The organism is Flavimobilis sp. BM9 (assembly GCF_058313055.1).
This window is the reverse complement of record NZ_JBZEMO010000006.1, coordinates 207,799-223,729: the sequence shown is the minus strand read 5'-3', so window position 1 is coordinate 223,729 and position 15,931 is coordinate 207,799. Positions and strand designations below refer to the sequence as shown.

The following is a 15,931-nucleotide window of genomic DNA, read 5'->3' as shown; positions in this document are numbered from 1 at the left end:
AGGCATCACCCCACCGGGTGGTGCCTGTCGTCGTCTCGGGACGCGCCCAGCCAGCGCGCGGCCCGCAGTCCCTACGACGCGGCCGGCAGCTCGACGTCTGCCGCCGGGACGCGAGCGCCGTCGCCGCGCTCGAGCCGCGCGGTCGCGACACCGTCGGCAGCGCGCTCGCGCCATACCTGACCGAGCCACACCTCGGCGTCGAACCGCGAGGTGAACGCAGGGCTCAGCGGACCCTCGGCAGCCGCACCGCGGCGGTCTAGCCAGGTCCAGGTCCACGACGGGACGCTCACTGGGCGCTCAGGACCTTGTTGACGCGAGACGCCCAGAACGGGCCCTCGTAGATGAGCGCGGTGTACGCCTGCAGGAGGTTCGCGCCAGCCGCGAGATAGCGCTGCGCGTCCTGCGGGTTCGAGATCCCGCCCACGCCGATGATCGTCGGACCTTCGCCGAGCCGCACCCGCAGCCGCGCGACGACGTCGACACCACGCTCGAGCTCGGGAGGGCCGGAGAGACCACCCGGGCCCAGGTCGTGCGCGATCGTCGTGTTGACCGCGACGACACCGTCGAGCCCGAGCTCGGTCACGAGGTCCGCGACGGCGTCGACGTCCTCGTCGGCGAGGTCGGGCGCGATCTTCACGAGGAGCGGCACGCGACGCTCCGGGACGGCCTCGTCGGCAGCCTCGCGGACGGCGACGAGGATAGGGCGCAGCGCGTCGACCGACTGCAGGTCGCGCAGGCCCGGCGTGTTGGGCGAGGACACGTTGACGACGAGGTAGTCGGCGTAGCGTGCGAGCTGCGACGCGCTGAGCGCGTAGTCCGCTGCCGCGTCCTCGGGCGGCGTCACCTTCGTCTTGCCGATGTTCACGCCGACGACGGCGCGGCGCCCCCACGAGCGTGAGCGCAGCCTGCGCAGCTCCTCCGCTGCGACAGTCGCGCCACCGTTGTTGAAGCCCATGCGGTTGCGCAGGGCGCGCTGGTCCAGGTGCCGCCACAGGCGCGGCTGCTCGTTGCCCGGCTGCGGGTAGGCGGTGATCGTGCCGACCTCGACGAACGAGAAGCCGAGCATCGTCAGCCCCTCGACCGCGCGAGCGTCCTTGTCGAACCCGCCCGCGAGCCCGAGCGGCCCCGGGAGCGTCCGCCCGAACGCACGCACCTGGCCGGGCGCACGCAGCACCGAGCCGACGACGTCACGGACCACAGGAGTCCGGCCGGCGGCGCGGATCCACCCGTAGGCGAGGTGGTGCGCGGTCTCAGGGTCCAGCCGGGTGAAGAACTTCTCGAACAGCAGGTGGTACACGACTCTCCTCGTTCTCGGGCGTGGGACGGCTAGCGGACGGGCCTGGTCCGGGCGAGCCACCACAGCCCGACGAGCGGCAGGACGAACGGGACGTACCCGTAGCCCTGGCCGAGGTGGGACCACACGGACGGCTCGGGGAACAGGTCAGGTCGCGCGAAGGAGACGATGCCGACGCCGACCACACCGACGAGCTCGATCGTCACGGATATCCACGCGACGCGACGCGACAGTGCGCTCGAGCGGGCGAGGGACACGGTCGCGACGATGTAGAGCACCGCAGCGACCCCGGAGAGCGCGAACGAGAGCGGGGCGTCGTCGAAGCGCGCGAGGATCTGGTACGTCGCCCGGGCGGTCGCGGACACGGCGAAGATCGCGTAGACCATGACCATCACACGGCCGAAGCCGCTCGAGGTCGAGGCTGGCGCCGCCTGCGTCTGCGGGAGTGCGTCGTCGGCCGTCATGTCAGGCACCCCAGATCTGCAGCAGCCGGTACTCGAGGAACATCACGGTCAGGGCGGCGATCGCCAGCACGACCGAGCTCCAGCGCGTGCGCTCCGCGAACGCCCACAAAGCGGCGAACGGCAGGATCAGCAGCACCGTCACGAGGTAGCCCCACAGGGACACCGGGTCCGCGACGTCGGCGCCGCGCGCCACGAGCACGCCGGCGACGACGATCTGGACGACGAGCACGGCCTCGACGACCGATGCTCCCCAGAGCTGCTTGAGGATCACGGCACGGTCCTTGACGACGAACCACACCGCCCAGAGCAGGAGGAGCGCTGCGAGCGCGACGACCAGGAGCGCGAGCGGGAGGAGCACAGGCCGAGACTACCGGTCCGCCAGGAGCTGGCGGTGCGGTGCCCAGGTCCCGGCCCCCCGGACCAGGCGCGGGATAGCATCGTCGGGTGGCTGAACTGACTCTCACCGGCAAGGATCCCCTCTCCCTCCAGGCTGACGCGCTCGTCGTCGCCGTCGCGAGCTCCGACGACGGACCTCAGGTCCTCGAGGTCGACCTCCCCGAGGCGCTGCTCGCGAGCCTGACGTCGTCCGCGAAGGTGCTGGGCCTGACTGGCGCTGCCGACGAGGTCGTGCGCGTCCCGTCGCTCGGCGCGGTCGGCGCGCCGGTCCTCGTGCTCACGGGCGTCGGCAAGGCGAGCACCGACGACGCTGAGGCGCTGCGCCGCGCCGCGGGCGCGGCACTGCGCTCCCTCGCTGGCGCCGAGCACGTCGTCGTCGCGCTCCCCGCCGCGACGCCCGCCCAGGCCGCGGCCGTCGCGGAGGGCGCCCTCCTCGGCGCCTACACCTTCACGACCTATCAGACCTCCGACCCGAAGACGTCGACCGCCAAGATCGAGCTCGCGTCGACCGCCGCGCGCAGCAAGACGACGAAAGAGGCCGTCGAGCGCGCCGTCGTCGTCGCGGACGCCGTCAACGCGACGCGCGACCTCGTGAACGCCGCACCGAACGACCTGTTCCCCGCCGCCTTCGCGGACGCAGCCAAGGCTGCGGCGAAGGGCACGGGCGCCAAGGTCACGGTCCTCGACGAGAAGGCCCTCGAGGCCGGCGGCTACGGCGGGCTCGTCAACGTGGGCAAGGGTTCCGCCCGCGGCCCTCGCCTCGTCAAGGTCGCCTACTCCCCCGCCCGCCCGGCCGCGCGCGTCGCGCTCGTCGGCAAGGGCATCACGTTCGACTCGGGCGGCATCTCGATCAAGCCCGCCGCGGGCATGGAGGAGATGAAGTCCGACATGGCCGGCGCTGCCGCCGTCCTGCACACAGTCCTTGCGGCCGCGCGCCTCGGAGGCCCCGTCGCCGTGACCGGTTGGCTCTGCCTCGCCGAGAACATGCCGTCCGGGACCGCCCAGCGACCCTCCGACGTCATCACGATCCGCGGCGGCAAGACCGTCGAGGTGCTCAACACCGACGCGGAGGGGCGGCTCGTGCTCGCGGACGGCCTCGTCGCTGCGACGGAGGAGAAGCCCGACGTCGTGCTCGACATCGCGACCCTCACCGGAGCGCAGATCGTCGCGCTCGGCAACCGCGTCTCCGCGGTCATGGGCTCCGAGGACGTGCGCGACGAGGTGCTCGCCGGTGCCCGCACCGCGGGCGAGTCGTTCTGGGCGATGCCGCTGCCCGAGGACCTGCGCCCCGGCCTCGACTCCAAGGTCGCCGACCTCGCCAACATCGGCGGGCGTCCGGGCGGCATGCTGAGCGCCGGCCTGTTCCTCAAGGAGTTCGTCGGGGACACGCCGTGGGCGCACCTCGACATCGCCGGGCCTGCGTTCAACGCGTCGTCGGCGCACGGCTACACGCCGGTCGGCGGGACCGGCCACGGTGTGCGCACGCTGCTCGCGGTCGTCGAGGGACGTGCCTGAGAGCTGAGCGGCTAGGCGACGATCTGCGCGACGGCGCGGTGCTGACCCAGGTCGGCACCGCGCCGTCGTCGTTCGTCTCCGGCGCGGGTGTCAGTCGTCCGTCGTCAGGCGACGGCCGCGTGCGCGCGAGTTCCAGTCGCGGTAGCGCTGCGGGTAACCCGTGAACTGGACGTTGTACACCGGGACGCCGAGACTCTCGGCGACCTTCCACGCGGACCGCTCGTCCGGGGCCGCCCGGCGCGTCCACTCGCCCGTCGTGGCGACGAGGAGGATCGAGGGCGGCGTGTCCGTCACGGGCGGCTCGACGTAGGCCTCCACGCCGACCTTCTCGCGGACGAACGAGGTCAGGTGGGCGACGGTCGCACGCCGACTCCCGGTGCCGTCGGAGGCGCGGGCAGGCTCGTCCGTGGTCGTGCGTCGCCTCAGGCGAGAGAACAGGCCCATGCGCGACATCCTAGGTGGGCGATGTTCTGAGAGTCACATCCCGTCGGGCGGCCTGGTGTTGGGACCTTTGTCATGCAGGTGCCAAGATGGGATGGATACGTCCTGGACCCCCTCCGCGCACCTAAGGAGCTGCACGTGGCCGACACCAACGGCACTGAATTCGACATCGTGGTCCTCGGAGGTGGCAGCGGCGGTTACGCCACCGCGCTCCGCGGCGCTCAGCTCGGCCTGTCGGTCGCGCTGATCGAGTCGGGCAAGCTCGGCGGCACCTGCCTCCACAACGGCTGCATCCCCACCAAGGCGCTGCTGCACGCGGCCGAGGTCGCGGACACGGCGCGCGAGGGTGCCCAGTTCGGCGTCCACACGCAGCTCAACGGCATCGACATGGCCGGGGTCAACGCGTACAAGGAAGGCGTCATCTCGCGCCTGTACAAGGGCCTCCAGGGCCTCGTGAAGTCCCGGAAGGTCACGCTGATCGAGGGCCACGGCCGTCTCGTCGGCCAGGACACCATCGAGGTCGGCGGCCAGCTCGTCAAGGGCAAGAACATCGTGCTCGCGACCGGCTCGTACGCCCGTTCGCTGCCCGGTCTGGAGATCGGCGGCCGCGTGGTCACGTCTGACCAGGCGCTGCACCTCGACTACGTCCCGAAGTCCGTCGTCGTCCTCGGCGGCGGCGTCATCGGTGTCGAGTTCGCCTCCGTCTGGAAGTCGTTCGGTGCGGACGTCACGGTCGTCGAGGGTCTCCCCCACCTCGTGCCCGCAGAGGACGAGGCGCTGTCGAAGGCGCTCGAGCGCTCGTTCCGCAAGCGCGGCATCGCGTTCTCCGTCGGCGACCGCTTCGCCGGTGTCACGCAGGACGACCACGGCGTGCACGTCAGCCTCGAGTCCGGCAAGACGTTCGACGCCGAGCTCCTGCTCGTGGCCGTGGGTCGCGGCCCGCGCACCGCCGACCTCGGTTACGAGCAGCAGGGCATCACGCTCGACCGTGGCTTCGTGATCGTCGACGAAAAGCTGCACACCGGTGTCGGGAACATCTACGCCGCCGGCGACATCGTCCCGGGCCTGCAGCTCGCGCACCGCGGCTTCGCCCAGGGCATCTTCGTCGCCGAGCAGATCGCGGGCCTCGACCCGGCCCCGATCGTCGAGTCGGGCATCCCGCGCGTCACCTACTGCGAGCCTGAGGTCGCGTCCGTCGGTGTGACCGAGGCGAAGGCCAAGGAGCTGTACGGCGCCGACTCGGTCGAGACCCTCGAGTACAACCTCGGCGGCAACGGCAAGAGCCAGATCCTCGGCACGACCGGCTTCGTCAAGCTCGTGCGCCAGAAGGACGGCCCCGTCGTCGGCGTGCACATGATCGGTGCGCGCGTCGGCGAACTCATCGGCGAGGGCCAGCTGATCGTCAACTGGGAGGCCTACCCGGAGGACGTCGCGGCCCTCGTGCACGCGCACCCGACGCAGAACGAGGCGCTCGGCGAGGCCCACCTGGCCCTCGCGGGCAAGCCCCTGCACGCGCACAACTGACCCCAGCCGGAAACCAAGGAGAACGCAGAGATGTCTGAATCCGTGAAGATGCCCGCGCTGGGCGAGTCTGTCACCGAAGGAACCGTCACCCGCTGGCTCAAGGCCGTCGGCGAGCGCGTCGAGGTCGACGAGCCGTTGCTCGAGGTCTCGACCGACAAGGTCGACACCGAGATCCCGTCGCCCGTCGCTGGCATCCTCGAGAAGATCCTCGTCGAGGAGGACGAGACGGTCGAGGTCGGCACGGACCTCGCGGTCGTCGGCGACGGATCCGGCTCGAGCGCCGAGCCGGCCGCACCTGCTGCCGAGCCTGCGCCTGCCGAGGCAGCCCCGGCTCCCGCCGCTGAGGCCCCTGCCGCTGAGGCCCCCGCCGCAGAGGCGCCCGTCGCCGAGGCCCCGGCCGCGCCTGCCGACGCCCCTGCGGGCGAGGGCGAGCAGGTCGTCATGCCTGCGCTCGGCGAGTCCGTCACCGAGGGCACCGTCACCCGTTGGCTGAAGTCGGTCGGCGACACCATCGAGGTCGACGAGCCGCTGCTCGAGGTCTCCACCGACAAGGTCGACACCGAGATCCCGTCGCCCGTCGCGGGCACGCTGCAGCAGATCCTCGTCCAGGAGGACGAGACCGTCGAGGTCGGCACGGCGCTCGCCGTCGTCGGCTCCGGCTCTGCCCCGGCGGCAGCTCCCGCTGCCCCGGCCGCCGCACCCGCCCCGGCGCCGGCTCCGGCCCCCGCTGCCGCAGCTCCCGCCGCTCCGGCCCCGACCGCGCCGGCCCCCGCCGCAGCCCCGGCTGCGCCGGTTCAGCCCAAGGCCGACGCTCCGTCGGTGGCCGCCCAGGCGAGCGGCTCGTCCTACCTCACCCCCCTCGTCCGCAAGCTCGCGGCCGAGAAGGGTGTCGACGTCGCGACGCTCGTCGGGACGGGCGTCGGCGGTCGGATCCGCAAGGAAGACGTCATCGAGGCTGCCGAGAAGGCTGCGGCCGCCGCTGCAGCAGCGGCCACGCCTGCCGCGGCTCCGGCCGCGCCGGCGGCCGCCCCGGCGAAAAAGACCGCACCGCTCGAGGTCTCGCCGCTGCGCGGCACCACCGAGAAGGCGAGCCGCCTGCGCAAGATCATCGCTGAGCGCATGGTCGAGGCCTTGCACACGCAGGCCCAGCTCACGACGGTCGTCGAGGTCGATGTCACCAAGGTCGCACGCCTGCGCGCCAAGGCGAAGTCCGGCTTCCAGGCTCGTGAGGGTGCCAACCTCACGTTCCTTCCGTTCTTCGCACTCGCCGCAGTCGAGGCGCTCAAGGCGTTCCCGAAGATCAACGGTGTGCTCGAGGGCGACACGATCACGTACCACGGCCAGGAGAACGTCGGCATCGCGGTCGACACGCCGCGAGGGCTCCTCGTGCCCGTGATCCACGGCGCCGGCGACCTCAACCTGGGTGGCATCGCACGCAAGATCGCCGACCTGGCGACGCGCACGCGCGACAACAAGGTCACCCCGGACGAGCTCGGTGGCGCCACGTTCACGATCACGAACACCGGCTCCGGCGGCGCGCTCATCGACACGCCGATCGTCCCCGGCGGCACGTCGGCGATCCTCGGCACGGGCACGATCGTCAAGCGTCCCGCGGTCATCCAGGACGAGGACGGCCAGGACGTCATCGCGATCCGGTCGATCTGCTACCTGTCGCTGTCGTACGACCACCGTCTGGTGGACGGCGCCGATGCCTCGCGCTACCTCATGGCGATCAAGCGTCGCATCGAGGAGGGCGCGTTCGAGTCCGAGGTCGGCCTCTGACGCACGCGTGAGGCGGTCGGCTCCGCCAGCACGGACAGGGTCCGTCGCCTCCGGGCGACGGGCCCTGTCGCATCTGCGGCCTCGTCAGGCTAGCGTCAGGATCGTGCCGAACTCACAGACCGTCCTCGTGTCCGGAGCCAGCGGGCTCATCGGGTCAGCGTTGGTCGCGCACCTGCGGTCGCGCGGAGACACCGTCCTGCAGCTCGTCCGCGGCACCGGCGCTCCGGCGCCAGGGACGCTCCGGTGGAACCCGCAGACCGGGGACATGCCCGGGGCCGGCCTCGACGGCGTCGACGTCGTCGTGAACCTCTCAGGAGCACCGATCGGTACCCGACGGTGGACGAGCAGCTACCGCACGACGATCGTCGAGTCCAGGACCCGCACCAGCCACGTCCTGTCGACCTGGATCGCCGCCCAGCCGGAGCCCCCGGCACTCGTCCAGGCGTCCGCGATCGGTCGTTACCCGGACAGCGGTGCGGTACCGCTCGACGAGTCGGCCCCCGTCGACGATTCCTTCCTCGGCCACGTCGTGGAGACGTGGGAGTCGGCCGCGACGCCGGCCAGGCGGGCAGGCGCGCGCGTCGCGTTCGCCCGCACCGGGATCGTGCTCACACCCGACGGTGGCGCCGCGCCGCCCCTGCTCCGGCTGCTGAGGCTGGGCCTGGGCGGGCCGATGGGACCTGGTCACCAGCTGTGGAGCTGGATCACGATGGTCGACGAGATCCGGGCCCTGACACATCTGATCGACTCCGACGTCGACGGGCCCGCGAACCTCGTCGCCCCCGCCCCCGTGTCGAACGCCGAGCTCACGCGCGCCCTGGCGCGCGCCCTGGGTCGACCGGCAGCCGTCCGGGCCCCGGCGTGGGGCCTGCGGCTCGCGCTCGACGGTTTCGCGTCGGAGCTGCTGTCGTCGCGCAACGTCGTTCCCGCGGCCCTCCTCGGCTCAGGCTTCACGTTCGAGCACCCGGATCTCGCGAGCGCGATCCGCTGGCTCATCCCGCCGCGCTGACGGTCTCGACCAGCCAGGCGTCGTTCTCCCAGACGAGCGTCAGGCGCACGCTCCGCTCCTGAGCCGTGCCCCACGGGTCGACGATCCGGTAGTCGACGGCGACCGTGGCCGCGTCCGAGGTCGTGTCGACGACGGTGGTCCCGACGACCTCGGTCGTCACCTCGGGCACGGTGCTCTGCCCGTCCAGGAGTCGGTCGACCAGCGCGAGGTCCGCCGCGAGCGAGGGTCCGTCGGTGTGGACCGCCCGGAGCGCGGTCACCAGCTCCGACCGCCGCACGTCGGCGCTCTCGGCACCGGTCGGGCGTACGGCTGCGAGCAGCTCAGCCCTGTGTGTCGTGAGCGCAGCGGCCGCCGTGCTGGGATCGGGGCGGTCCGCGGACGGGACGTCCGCTGCGGTTGTGGCGCCCTCGCCGGTGGCGCCCCGGCCCCCGTTCGTGCCGGGACCGGGCGTCGGGAGGGCCACGGGCGTCCCGGACGAGGCTGGCGCTTCCGCCACCTGGGTGCCGCTGGTCCCGTCCGCGGGGGCGGAGCCGCGGAGCTGGAGCGCCCCGACGGCGGAACCGAAGGCGAGCACGGCGGCCGCGCCGAAGAGGAGCCTGCGCCGCGACCGCCCTCGGTTCCTCGGCGCCGGGAGCATCGTGCGCAGCGAGCCGACGGCACCTGCGGCAGACCTGTCCGAGTGGGGTTCCGCGCGACGCGTCCGTGAGGGCGCGGGTGCGACGGCGCGTCGGCGACCCTGGGCAGGCGCGGGCTGCTGCTCGATGTGCTCGCGCCACGTGCGCGCGGACACGTCGACCTGGTCGAGCGTCAGCGCGGCCTCGGCAGGCGGTGCGACGAGCGGAGCAGGCGGCTCGGGCTCCGGCTGCGGCGCGACCAGCCGAGCCCAGTCTGCTGCGAGCGCGGGGAGGTGGATCTCGAGGCACATGGCCGCGAGCGTGCCGGGAGCCGGCGGCTCGGTCTGCGGGTCGAGACCCGTCGCCGCGAGGAGGTGGGCGAGGTCTCGCGCCGCGCCGTCGGGCGTGACCGCGCGTGCAAGGAGGCCGTGCCCGGCGCGGGCGAGCGCTCGCACGGTCTCGCCTCGCGACTGCGGGTCCTCGGAGACCGGCCGCGAGGTGAGTCCTCCGTCGGGAAGGTGCCGGACGTTGCCGTCCTCCCCCACGCGCAACGCGGCGAGGAGGTCGCCAGGCCCGGCCGCGAGGTCGTGCGCGTGCAGCGCAGCGATCGCGCGGCCTGCGGCGACGAGCGCACCCACCACGTGCCCGAGCGCCAAGCCGGAGCGCTCGACGAGCTCGTCGAGGCGCAGCCCGGGACGTTCCCAGACGAGCGCGGCGCCGCGGGGATGCTCGGTGTCCACGCCCGGGACCGGTGCTGCGGCGAGGAGCGGCGCGAGGTGCTCGTGCTCGACAGACATGAGCCGCGTGACCCGGTCTCGCAGGACGTCCCACGGGACGTCCTGCGTCGCGGGGGCGTACGTCACGAGGAAGCGGTCGCCGTCGGCCTCGGCCTCGGCCTCCCATCCTGTCGGCGTGCTTCCGACGACGCGCAGCCCGAGCGGCGCGATCGCACCCGCGAGGTCGTCCGGAGAGAGGTCGGGTTCGTCGGCGGAGCGCCGGGTCTGCTGGTCCACCCGTCCATCGAAGCCGAGGCGGGCGCCCTGCGGACGTTGTCCACAGGCTCGAGACGGCGAGGTGGGGTCAGACGTGGATGCGCGCCCTCGTCGAGGCGCTCTCCCGTGCGGCGTCGAGCACCCGCGCGGTCCGCACAGCGTCCCACGGGTCGACGGGCACGGGGCCGTCCTCCGTGAGCCATCGCGCGACCGCCCGGTAGAAGTCTGCGTGCCCGCCTGGGGCCTGCAGCACCGGCTCGAGCTCGCGACCGGTCGCGATCCATCCGAGGTGCCCCTCGGGAGCGGCGGCGTCGAGCCGTTCGAACGGCGAGGCGTCCGACTCGAACGACGTCACGAGGAACGCCCCTCGGTCACCGAGCACGCGCGTCCGCGGTCCCGGCGCCCCGACGAGCGAACCAGCCCACAGGTGCGAGACGACGCCGTCGGTCCCCTCGCCCGTCCCCGAGGGCTCGTGGCGCAGCGAGAGGAAGACGTCGTCCTCTGTCGGCGTCGTCAGCGCCCGCAGCTCCGCGTACACCGAGACGACGGGGCCGAAGAGCTGCGTCGCGCTGTCGACGAGGTGCGGCCCGAGGTCCAGGAGCAGGCCGCCGCCGTCGAGGTCGTTCTCCTTCCACCGCTCCTGCGGTACGGGCCGCCACCGCTCCCACCGGCGCTCGAAGCGGTGCACGCGCCCCAGACGCGGGAGCACGGACGCGAGCGTGAGCTGCTCGGGGTCCCACCGGCGGTTCTGGAACACGGTGAGCGGGACGGCTGCGGCCTCGGCGATCTCGACGACCGACTGTGCGGCGTCGGCCGTCCGCGCGATCGGCTTGTCGAGCACGAGGGGCACGCCCGCCGCGACGATCGTCGCGGCGTGCTGCTCGTGCAGACCGCTCGGGCTCGCGACGACGACGAGATCGAGGGTGGCGGCGTCGAGCATCTGCTCGAGCGAGTCGTGGAGGCCCGCACCGGGCCAGTCCGCGGCCGCCGCCGCGCGTCGTGCAGGATCACGCACGACGACGTCGTGCACCGCCATCCCTGCCTCCCGCAGGAGGCGCGCGTGGATCCCACGCCCCGCGCCGCCGTAACCGACAAGTCCGATGCGCAGGCCGTCGCGCGACCCGTGGGCTTCCGTCATGCGTCCAACCTAGCCGGGGTTAGCCTGAGGCCCATGGAGCTGCTTCCTCTCGACCTGGGCCGCGCCCTCCTCGACTACGAGGAGACGTGGGAGCTGCAGCGCCGCGTGCACGCCGAGGTGCTCGACGGCGGCCCGGACCGGGTGCTGCTGCTCGAGCACGCGGACGTCTACACGGCGGGGCGCCGGACCAACCGTGCCGACCGGCCGACCGACGGCACGCGCGTCGTCGACGTGGACCGCGGTGGCAAGATCACGTGGCACGGCCCCGGGCAGCTCGTCGCCTACCCGATCGTGCGGCTCGCGGACCCGGTCGACGTCGTCGCGTTCGTCCGCGCGATCGAGACTGCCGTGATCGAGCTGTGCGCCGACCTGGGCCTGGCGACCGAGCGCGTCGAGGGACGCTCTGGCGTCTGGGTGCCCGCGTCCGAGGGGCGGCGGGCGGCGAAGGTCGCGGCGATCGGCTGCCGCGTCGCGAAGGGCGTGACGATGCACGGCGTCGCCGTCAACGCGTGCCCGGACCTCACGGCGTTCGACCGGATCGTGCCGTGCGGTATCAGTGACGCCGACGTCACGTCGTTGTCGGCCGAGCTGGGCCGGACGATCACGCCCGTCGAGATCGCCGAGCCGCTGGGACGCCTGCTCCAGGTGCACGTCGGCCCGATGACGGCGGCGGCGCGGCCGGAGCCTGCGACGGTCTCCCCGTGACTGCAGCATCATGACCGACGTCACGTCCGGTGGGCGGGCTCCGGGCATGACCCGGGTTGCTTCCGGCATAGGCTGGGGACAAACCGTCCACGAGGGAGCAGGCACGTGACGATCGCACCAGAAGGCCGCCGCATGCTGCGGATCGAAGCACGCAACGCAGCCGTGCCGATCGAGAAGAAGCCCGAGTGGATCAAGACTCGCGCGACGATGGGCCCCGAGTACACCGAGCTCAAGAGCCTCGTGCGTTCCGGCGGCCTGCACACCGTGTGCGAGGAGGCGGGCTGCCCCAACATCTTCGAGTGCTGGGAAGACCGTGAGGCGACGTTCCTCATCGGCGGTGACCAGTGCACGCGCCGCTGCGACTTCTGCCAGATCGACACGGGCAAGCCTGCCGACTTCGACGCGGACGAGCCGCGCCGGGTCGCGGAGTCCGTGCAGCAGATGGGGCTGAAGTACTCGACCATCACGGGAGTCGCCCGTGACGACCTGCCCGACGGCGGTGCGTGGCTCTACGCCGAGACCGTCCGGCAGATCCACGCGACCACGCCGGGTACCGGCGTCGAGCTGCTGATCCCCGACTTCAACGCTGATCCCGACCAGCTCGCGGAGGTCTTCTCGTCGCGCCCCGAGGTGCTCGCGCACAACCTCGAGACGGTCCCTCGCGTCTTCAAGGCGATCCGCCCCGGCTTCCGGTACGACCGCTCGCTCTCCGTCATCACGTCGGCGCGCGACGCCGGCCTCGTGACGAAGTCGAACATCATCCTCGGCATGGGCGAGACGACGCAGGAGGCCGAGGACGCGCTGCGCGACCTGCACGACGCCGGCTGCGACCTCGTGACGATCACCCAGTACCTGCGTCCCTCGCCGCGGCACCACCCCGTCGACCGGTGGGCTCGCCCCGAGGAGTTCGTGCACCTGTCGGAGTTCGCGGAGAACCTCGGGTTCCTCGGGGTCATGTCGGGCCCGCTCGTGCGGTCGTCGTACCGTGCCGGTCGGCTGTGGGGCCAGGCGATGACGCGCCGAGGCCAGGAGATCCCTGCCGCGCTCGCGCACCTCGCCGAGCCGACGACGTCACGTCAGGAGGCTGCGAGCCTTCTGGTGCGCTGACGGGCACTAGACTCATCCCCATGGCCCGCAAGAACGATGACGCCGCTGTGCCCGCAGGCGCTGTGACGGCGAAGACGAAGAAGACCCGGAAGCCGAAGAAGCGCCGTTGGTATCACCAGGTCTGGGACGCGTACACGATGACGCGTCAGCAGGACCCGGCGGTCGTCTGGTGGATCCTCGGCACGTTCCTGGTGATCCTCGGGATCGCCCTCGGCGTCGGGTTCGTCTGGGGCCACCCGATCTACATGACCGTCCTCGGCCTGCCGACGGCGGTGCTGGGCGCGATGTTCGTGCTCGCCCGCCGTGCTGAGAAGGCGGCGTACGCGCGCATCGAGGGCGAGAAGGGCGCGACGCTCGCTGCGGTCGGCACGATCCGCCGCGGGTGGACGTTCGACGAGTCCCCGGTCGCTGTCGAGCCACGCTCGCAGGACATGGTGTTCCGCGGCGTCGGCCGTGCGGGCGTCGTCCTGATGACCGAGGGCCCGATGAGCCGGGTCCGCAAGCTCGCTGAGCTCGAGCGGAAGCGCACCCAGCGCGTCGTCCAGGGCGTGCCGGTCACGGTCATCCACGTGGGCCGCGAGAACGGCCAGGTCCCCCTGCCCGAGCTGACGAAGAAGATCCAGAAGCTCAAGCCGGTCCTCAAGAAGCACGAGATCGCTGTCGTCAACAAGCGGCTCACCGCGCTCGGCGGCGCGAAGCTCCCCATCCCCAAGGGCGTGGACCCGATGCGCGCGCGTCCCGACCGCAAGGGCATGCGCGGACGCTGACAAGCACCCTGCTCAGGTATACGACGAGGGCGCGACCTGCTGGTCGCGCCCTCGTCGTATACCTGAGCGCTGGCGCGCCCCGGGCGGTCAGCGCCGGACGAGGACCGTCCGCGCCGCCTTGTCGTGGAGCCCGCGACCGTCGCGGTCCCAGATCACGGCGGGGATCACGAGACACAGGAGCGCCGCGCGCAGGGCCGCAGGTCCGAGTCCGACGAACGGGCGGTCGCCGCCGAGCCGGCGGACGACGAGGCCGAGAAGCCGGTGACCGAGCGTCGAGCCGACGGTCGCGACCAGCAGCAGGTTCTCGACCGCGAAGACGCCGAGCGTCGCCCAGGAGCTCCCGTCGAAGAAGAGGTAGGACACGCCCATCGAGGCGAACCAGTCGAGGAACAGGGCGGGGATGCGGCGGCCGAGCGTCGCACGCGACCCGCTCCCCTCGGCGGGGAGGCCGAGCGTGGAGCCGTCGCCGTCGGGCCGGACCCCGCCGTCGAGCCAGGAGCTGATGTCTTTTCTGTCAACCACGGCACCAGCCTAGAGGCCGTGGACGACGACGCCGCTCACCCGCTTCCAGGTTCGCGACTCGCAGTCGTCACGCACGAGCCCCAGACGTAACACGACCGAAACAATGGGTACATGGTCGGGAAATCGCCCTCCCCTAGCCTGGAGGCAGTCCGATCGAAGGACCCACCCGACCAAGGAGCAACGGATGTTCAAGACCGCCGAGGAAGCAATCGCCTTCACTCGCGACGAGGGCGTCGAGTTCGTCGACGTGCGATTCTGCGACCTGCCTGGAGTGATGCAGCACTTCAACATCCCCATCTCGCAGTTCGAGGAGTCCGCCTTCACGGACGGCATGATGTTCGACGGCTCGTCGATCCGCGGCTTCCAGGCGATCCACGAGTCCGACATGAAGCTCGTCCCGGACGTCACCACGGCCTACATCGACCCGTTCCGCAAGCGCAAGACGCTCGTCGTGAACTTCTCGATCGTCGACCCGTTCACCGACGAGTCCTACTCGCGCGACCCGCGCAACATCGCCTTCAAGGCTGAGGCCTACCTGCGCAGCACGGGCATCGCCGACACCGCCTTCTTCGCCCCCGAGGCGGAGTTCTACATCTTCGACGACGTTCGCTTCGAGACGACGCAGCACTCGGCGTTCTACTCGCTCGACTCCAAGGAGGCTGCGTGGAACACCGGCCGCGAGGAGGAGGGTGGCAACCTCGGCTACAAGACCCGCTACAAGGGCGGCTACTTCCCGGTGTCGCCCAACGACCAGATGGCCGACCTGCGTGACGAGATGTGCGCGGTCCTCGGTCAGGTCGGTCTCGATGTCGAGCGTGCGCACCACGAGGTCGGCACCGCGGGTCAGCAGGAGATCAACTACCGGTTCAGCACGCTGACCGCCGCCGCCGACGACCTGATGAAGTTCAAGTACGTCATCAAGAACGTGGCATGGGAAGCCGGCAAGACGGTCACCTTCATGCCGAAGCCGCTGTTCGGCGACAACGGCTCGGGCATGCACTCGCACCAGTCGCTGTGGAAGGACGGCAAGCCCCTCTTCTACGACGAGGCAGGCTACGGCGGCCTCTCCGACCTGGCCCGCTGGTACATCGGCGGCCTGCTCAAGCACGCTCCCGCGCTGCTCGCGTTCACCAACCCGTCCGTGAACTCGTACCGCCGCCTCGTGCCCGGCTACGAGGCCCCGGTCAACCTGGTCTACTCGGCTCGTAACCGCTCGGCCTGCATCCGCATCCCGATCACGGGCTCGAACCCGAAGGCCAAGCGTGTCGAGTTCCGCGTGCCGGACCCGTCGGCGAACCCGTACCTCGCCTTCGCGGCTCAGCTCCTCGCGGGCATCGACGGCATCAAGAACCGCATCGAGCCGCCGGAGCCCATCGACAAGGACCTCTACGAGCTGCCGCCGGAGGAGCACGCGCTCATCCAGCAGGTTCCGGGGTCCCTCAACGAGGCTCTCGCGGCACTCGAGGAGGACCACGACTTCCTGACCGTCGGCGGTGTCTTCACCCCCGACCTCATCGAGACGTGGATCGACTACAAGCGCTCCAAGGAGATCGAGCCGGTGCAGCTGCGCCCGACTCCCCACGAGTTCGACCTGTACTTCGACTGCTGAGCGCCTGACGCTCGACCGGAGGCCCGTGCGCTCAGCGCACGGGCCTCCGTCC

The 15,931-nt window shown here is 71.7% G+C and carries 16 protein-coding genes; 8 read left to right on the top strand and 8 right to left on the bottom strand.

The genetic code is table 11. From position 1 onward, the window contains the following. Window positions 1-71: 71 nt before the first annotated feature. The 4 genes from AC4F3Q_RS12250 to AC4F3Q_RS12235 are packed head-to-tail and all read right to left on the bottom strand — an operon-like array spanning window position 72 to window position 2,116. Window positions 72-290, bottom strand: coding sequence for a hypothetical protein (locus AC4F3Q_RS12250; protein WP_491040200.1), 219 nt, complete (start codon window positions 288-290; stop codon window positions 72-74). After that, the gene (locus AC4F3Q_RS12245; RefSeq protein ID WP_491040199.1) at window positions 287-1,297 is read right to left on the bottom strand and encodes a quinone-dependent dihydroorotate dehydrogenase; all 1,011 of its coding nucleotides are present in this window, start codon (window positions 1,295-1,297) and stop codon (window positions 287-289) included. Before AC4F3Q_RS12245 ends, AC4F3Q_RS12250 begins: the two co-directional genes overlap by 4 nt. Window positions 1,298-1,326: 29 nt before the next feature. Further along, window positions 1,327-1,758: a hypothetical protein gene (locus AC4F3Q_RS12240; protein ID WP_491040198.1), complete on the bottom strand. Its 432-nt coding sequence runs from the start codon at window positions 1,756-1,758 to the stop codon at window positions 1,327-1,329. A gap of 1 nt (window position 1,759) precedes the next feature. Next, window positions 1,760-2,116, bottom strand: coding sequence for a hypothetical protein (locus tag AC4F3Q_RS12235; protein WP_168447234.1), 357 nt, complete (start codon window positions 2,114-2,116; stop codon window positions 1,760-1,762). Window positions 2,117-2,202: 86 nt separating this feature from the next. Between AC4F3Q_RS12235 and AC4F3Q_RS12230 the strand changes: the two genes are divergently transcribed. Further along, window positions 2,203-3,669 (top strand): leucyl aminopeptidase, encoded by a 1,467-nt coding sequence (locus tag AC4F3Q_RS12230; protein WP_491040197.1) that lies wholly within the window; start codon window positions 2,203-2,205, stop codon window positions 3,667-3,669. A 90-nt stretch (window positions 3,670-3,759) separates the two neighbouring features. Here the strand turns inward: AC4F3Q_RS12230 and AC4F3Q_RS12225 are convergent, their stop codons facing one another. Then, the gene (locus tag AC4F3Q_RS12225) at window positions 3,760-4,113 is read right to left on the bottom strand and encodes an oxidoreductase (RefSeq protein WP_168447232.1); all 354 of its coding nucleotides are present in this window, start codon (window positions 4,111-4,113) and stop codon (window positions 3,760-3,762) included. 135 nt (window positions 4,114-4,248) lie between these two features. Here AC4F3Q_RS12225 and lpdA point away from each other — a divergent pair, with 135 nt between their 5' ends. From lpdA to AC4F3Q_RS12210, 3 genes are all read left to right on the top strand, one after another. Continuing rightward, window positions 4,249-5,634: a dihydrolipoyl dehydrogenase gene (lpdA, locus tag AC4F3Q_RS12220; protein WP_491040196.1), complete on the top strand. Its 1,386-nt coding sequence runs from the start codon at window positions 4,249-4,251 to the stop codon at window positions 5,632-5,634. A 30-nt stretch (window positions 5,635-5,664) separates the two neighbouring features. Beyond that, the gene (sucB, locus tag AC4F3Q_RS12215; RefSeq protein WP_491040195.1) at window positions 5,665-7,416 is read left to right on the top strand and encodes a 2-oxoglutarate dehydrogenase, E2 component, dihydrolipoamide succinyltransferase; all 1,752 of its coding nucleotides are present in this window, start codon (window positions 5,665-5,667) and stop codon (window positions 7,414-7,416) included. A gap of 103 nt (window positions 7,417-7,519) precedes the next feature. Further along, window positions 7,520-8,425 (top strand): TIGR01777 family oxidoreductase, encoded by a 906-nt coding sequence (locus AC4F3Q_RS12210; RefSeq protein ID WP_491040194.1) that lies wholly within the window; start codon window positions 7,520-7,522, stop codon window positions 8,423-8,425. On the opposite strand, the gene AC4F3Q_RS12205 is transcribed toward AC4F3Q_RS12210, so the two are convergent. Continuing rightward, window positions 8,409-10,052 (bottom strand): hypothetical protein, encoded by a 1,644-nt coding sequence (locus AC4F3Q_RS12205; RefSeq protein ID WP_491040193.1) that lies wholly within the window; start codon window positions 10,050-10,052, stop codon window positions 8,409-8,411. The two genes, AC4F3Q_RS12210 and AC4F3Q_RS12205, sit on opposite strands and share 17 nt — an antisense overlap. 67 nt (window positions 10,053-10,119) lie before the next feature. Continuing rightward, entirely contained in the window at window positions 10,120-11,169 is a 1,050-nt protein-coding gene (locus AC4F3Q_RS12200) for a Gfo/Idh/MocA family protein (RefSeq protein WP_491040192.1), read from the bottom strand. A 33-nt stretch (window positions 11,170-11,202) separates the two neighbouring features. Between AC4F3Q_RS12200 and lipB the strand changes: the two genes are divergently transcribed. The 3 genes from lipB (at window position 11,203) to AC4F3Q_RS12185 (ending at window position 13,748) form a co-directional block, all read left to right on the top strand. Further along, window positions 11,203-11,874 (top strand): lipoyl(octanoyl) transferase LipB, encoded by a 672-nt coding sequence (gene lipB / locus AC4F3Q_RS12195; protein WP_491040191.1) that lies wholly within the window; start codon window positions 11,203-11,205, stop codon window positions 11,872-11,874. Between the two features lie 105 nt (window positions 11,875-11,979). Continuing rightward, entirely contained in the window at window positions 11,980-12,981 is a 1,002-nt protein-coding gene (gene lipA, locus AC4F3Q_RS12190) for a lipoyl synthase (protein ID WP_491040190.1), read from the top strand. Window positions 12,982-13,001: 20 nt separating this feature from the next. Beyond that, complete coding sequence (locus AC4F3Q_RS12185) at window positions 13,002-13,748, top strand: DUF4191 domain-containing protein (RefSeq protein ID WP_491040189.1); 747 nt, start codon at window positions 13,002-13,004, stop codon at window positions 13,746-13,748. 87 nt (window positions 13,749-13,835) lie between these two features. On the opposite strand, the gene AC4F3Q_RS12180 is transcribed toward AC4F3Q_RS12185, so the two are convergent. Then, window positions 13,836-14,270: an RDD family protein gene (locus tag AC4F3Q_RS12180; RefSeq protein ID WP_491040188.1), complete on the bottom strand. Its 435-nt coding sequence runs from the start codon at window positions 14,268-14,270 to the stop codon at window positions 13,836-13,838. A 184-nt stretch (window positions 14,271-14,454) separates the two neighbouring features. Here AC4F3Q_RS12180 and glnA point away from each other — a divergent pair, with 184 nt between their 5' ends. Next, entirely contained in the window at window positions 14,455-15,879 is a 1,425-nt protein-coding gene (gene glnA, locus AC4F3Q_RS12175; protein WP_491040187.1) for a type I glutamate--ammonia ligase, read from the top strand. Window positions 15,880-15,931: the final 52 nt, after the last annotated feature.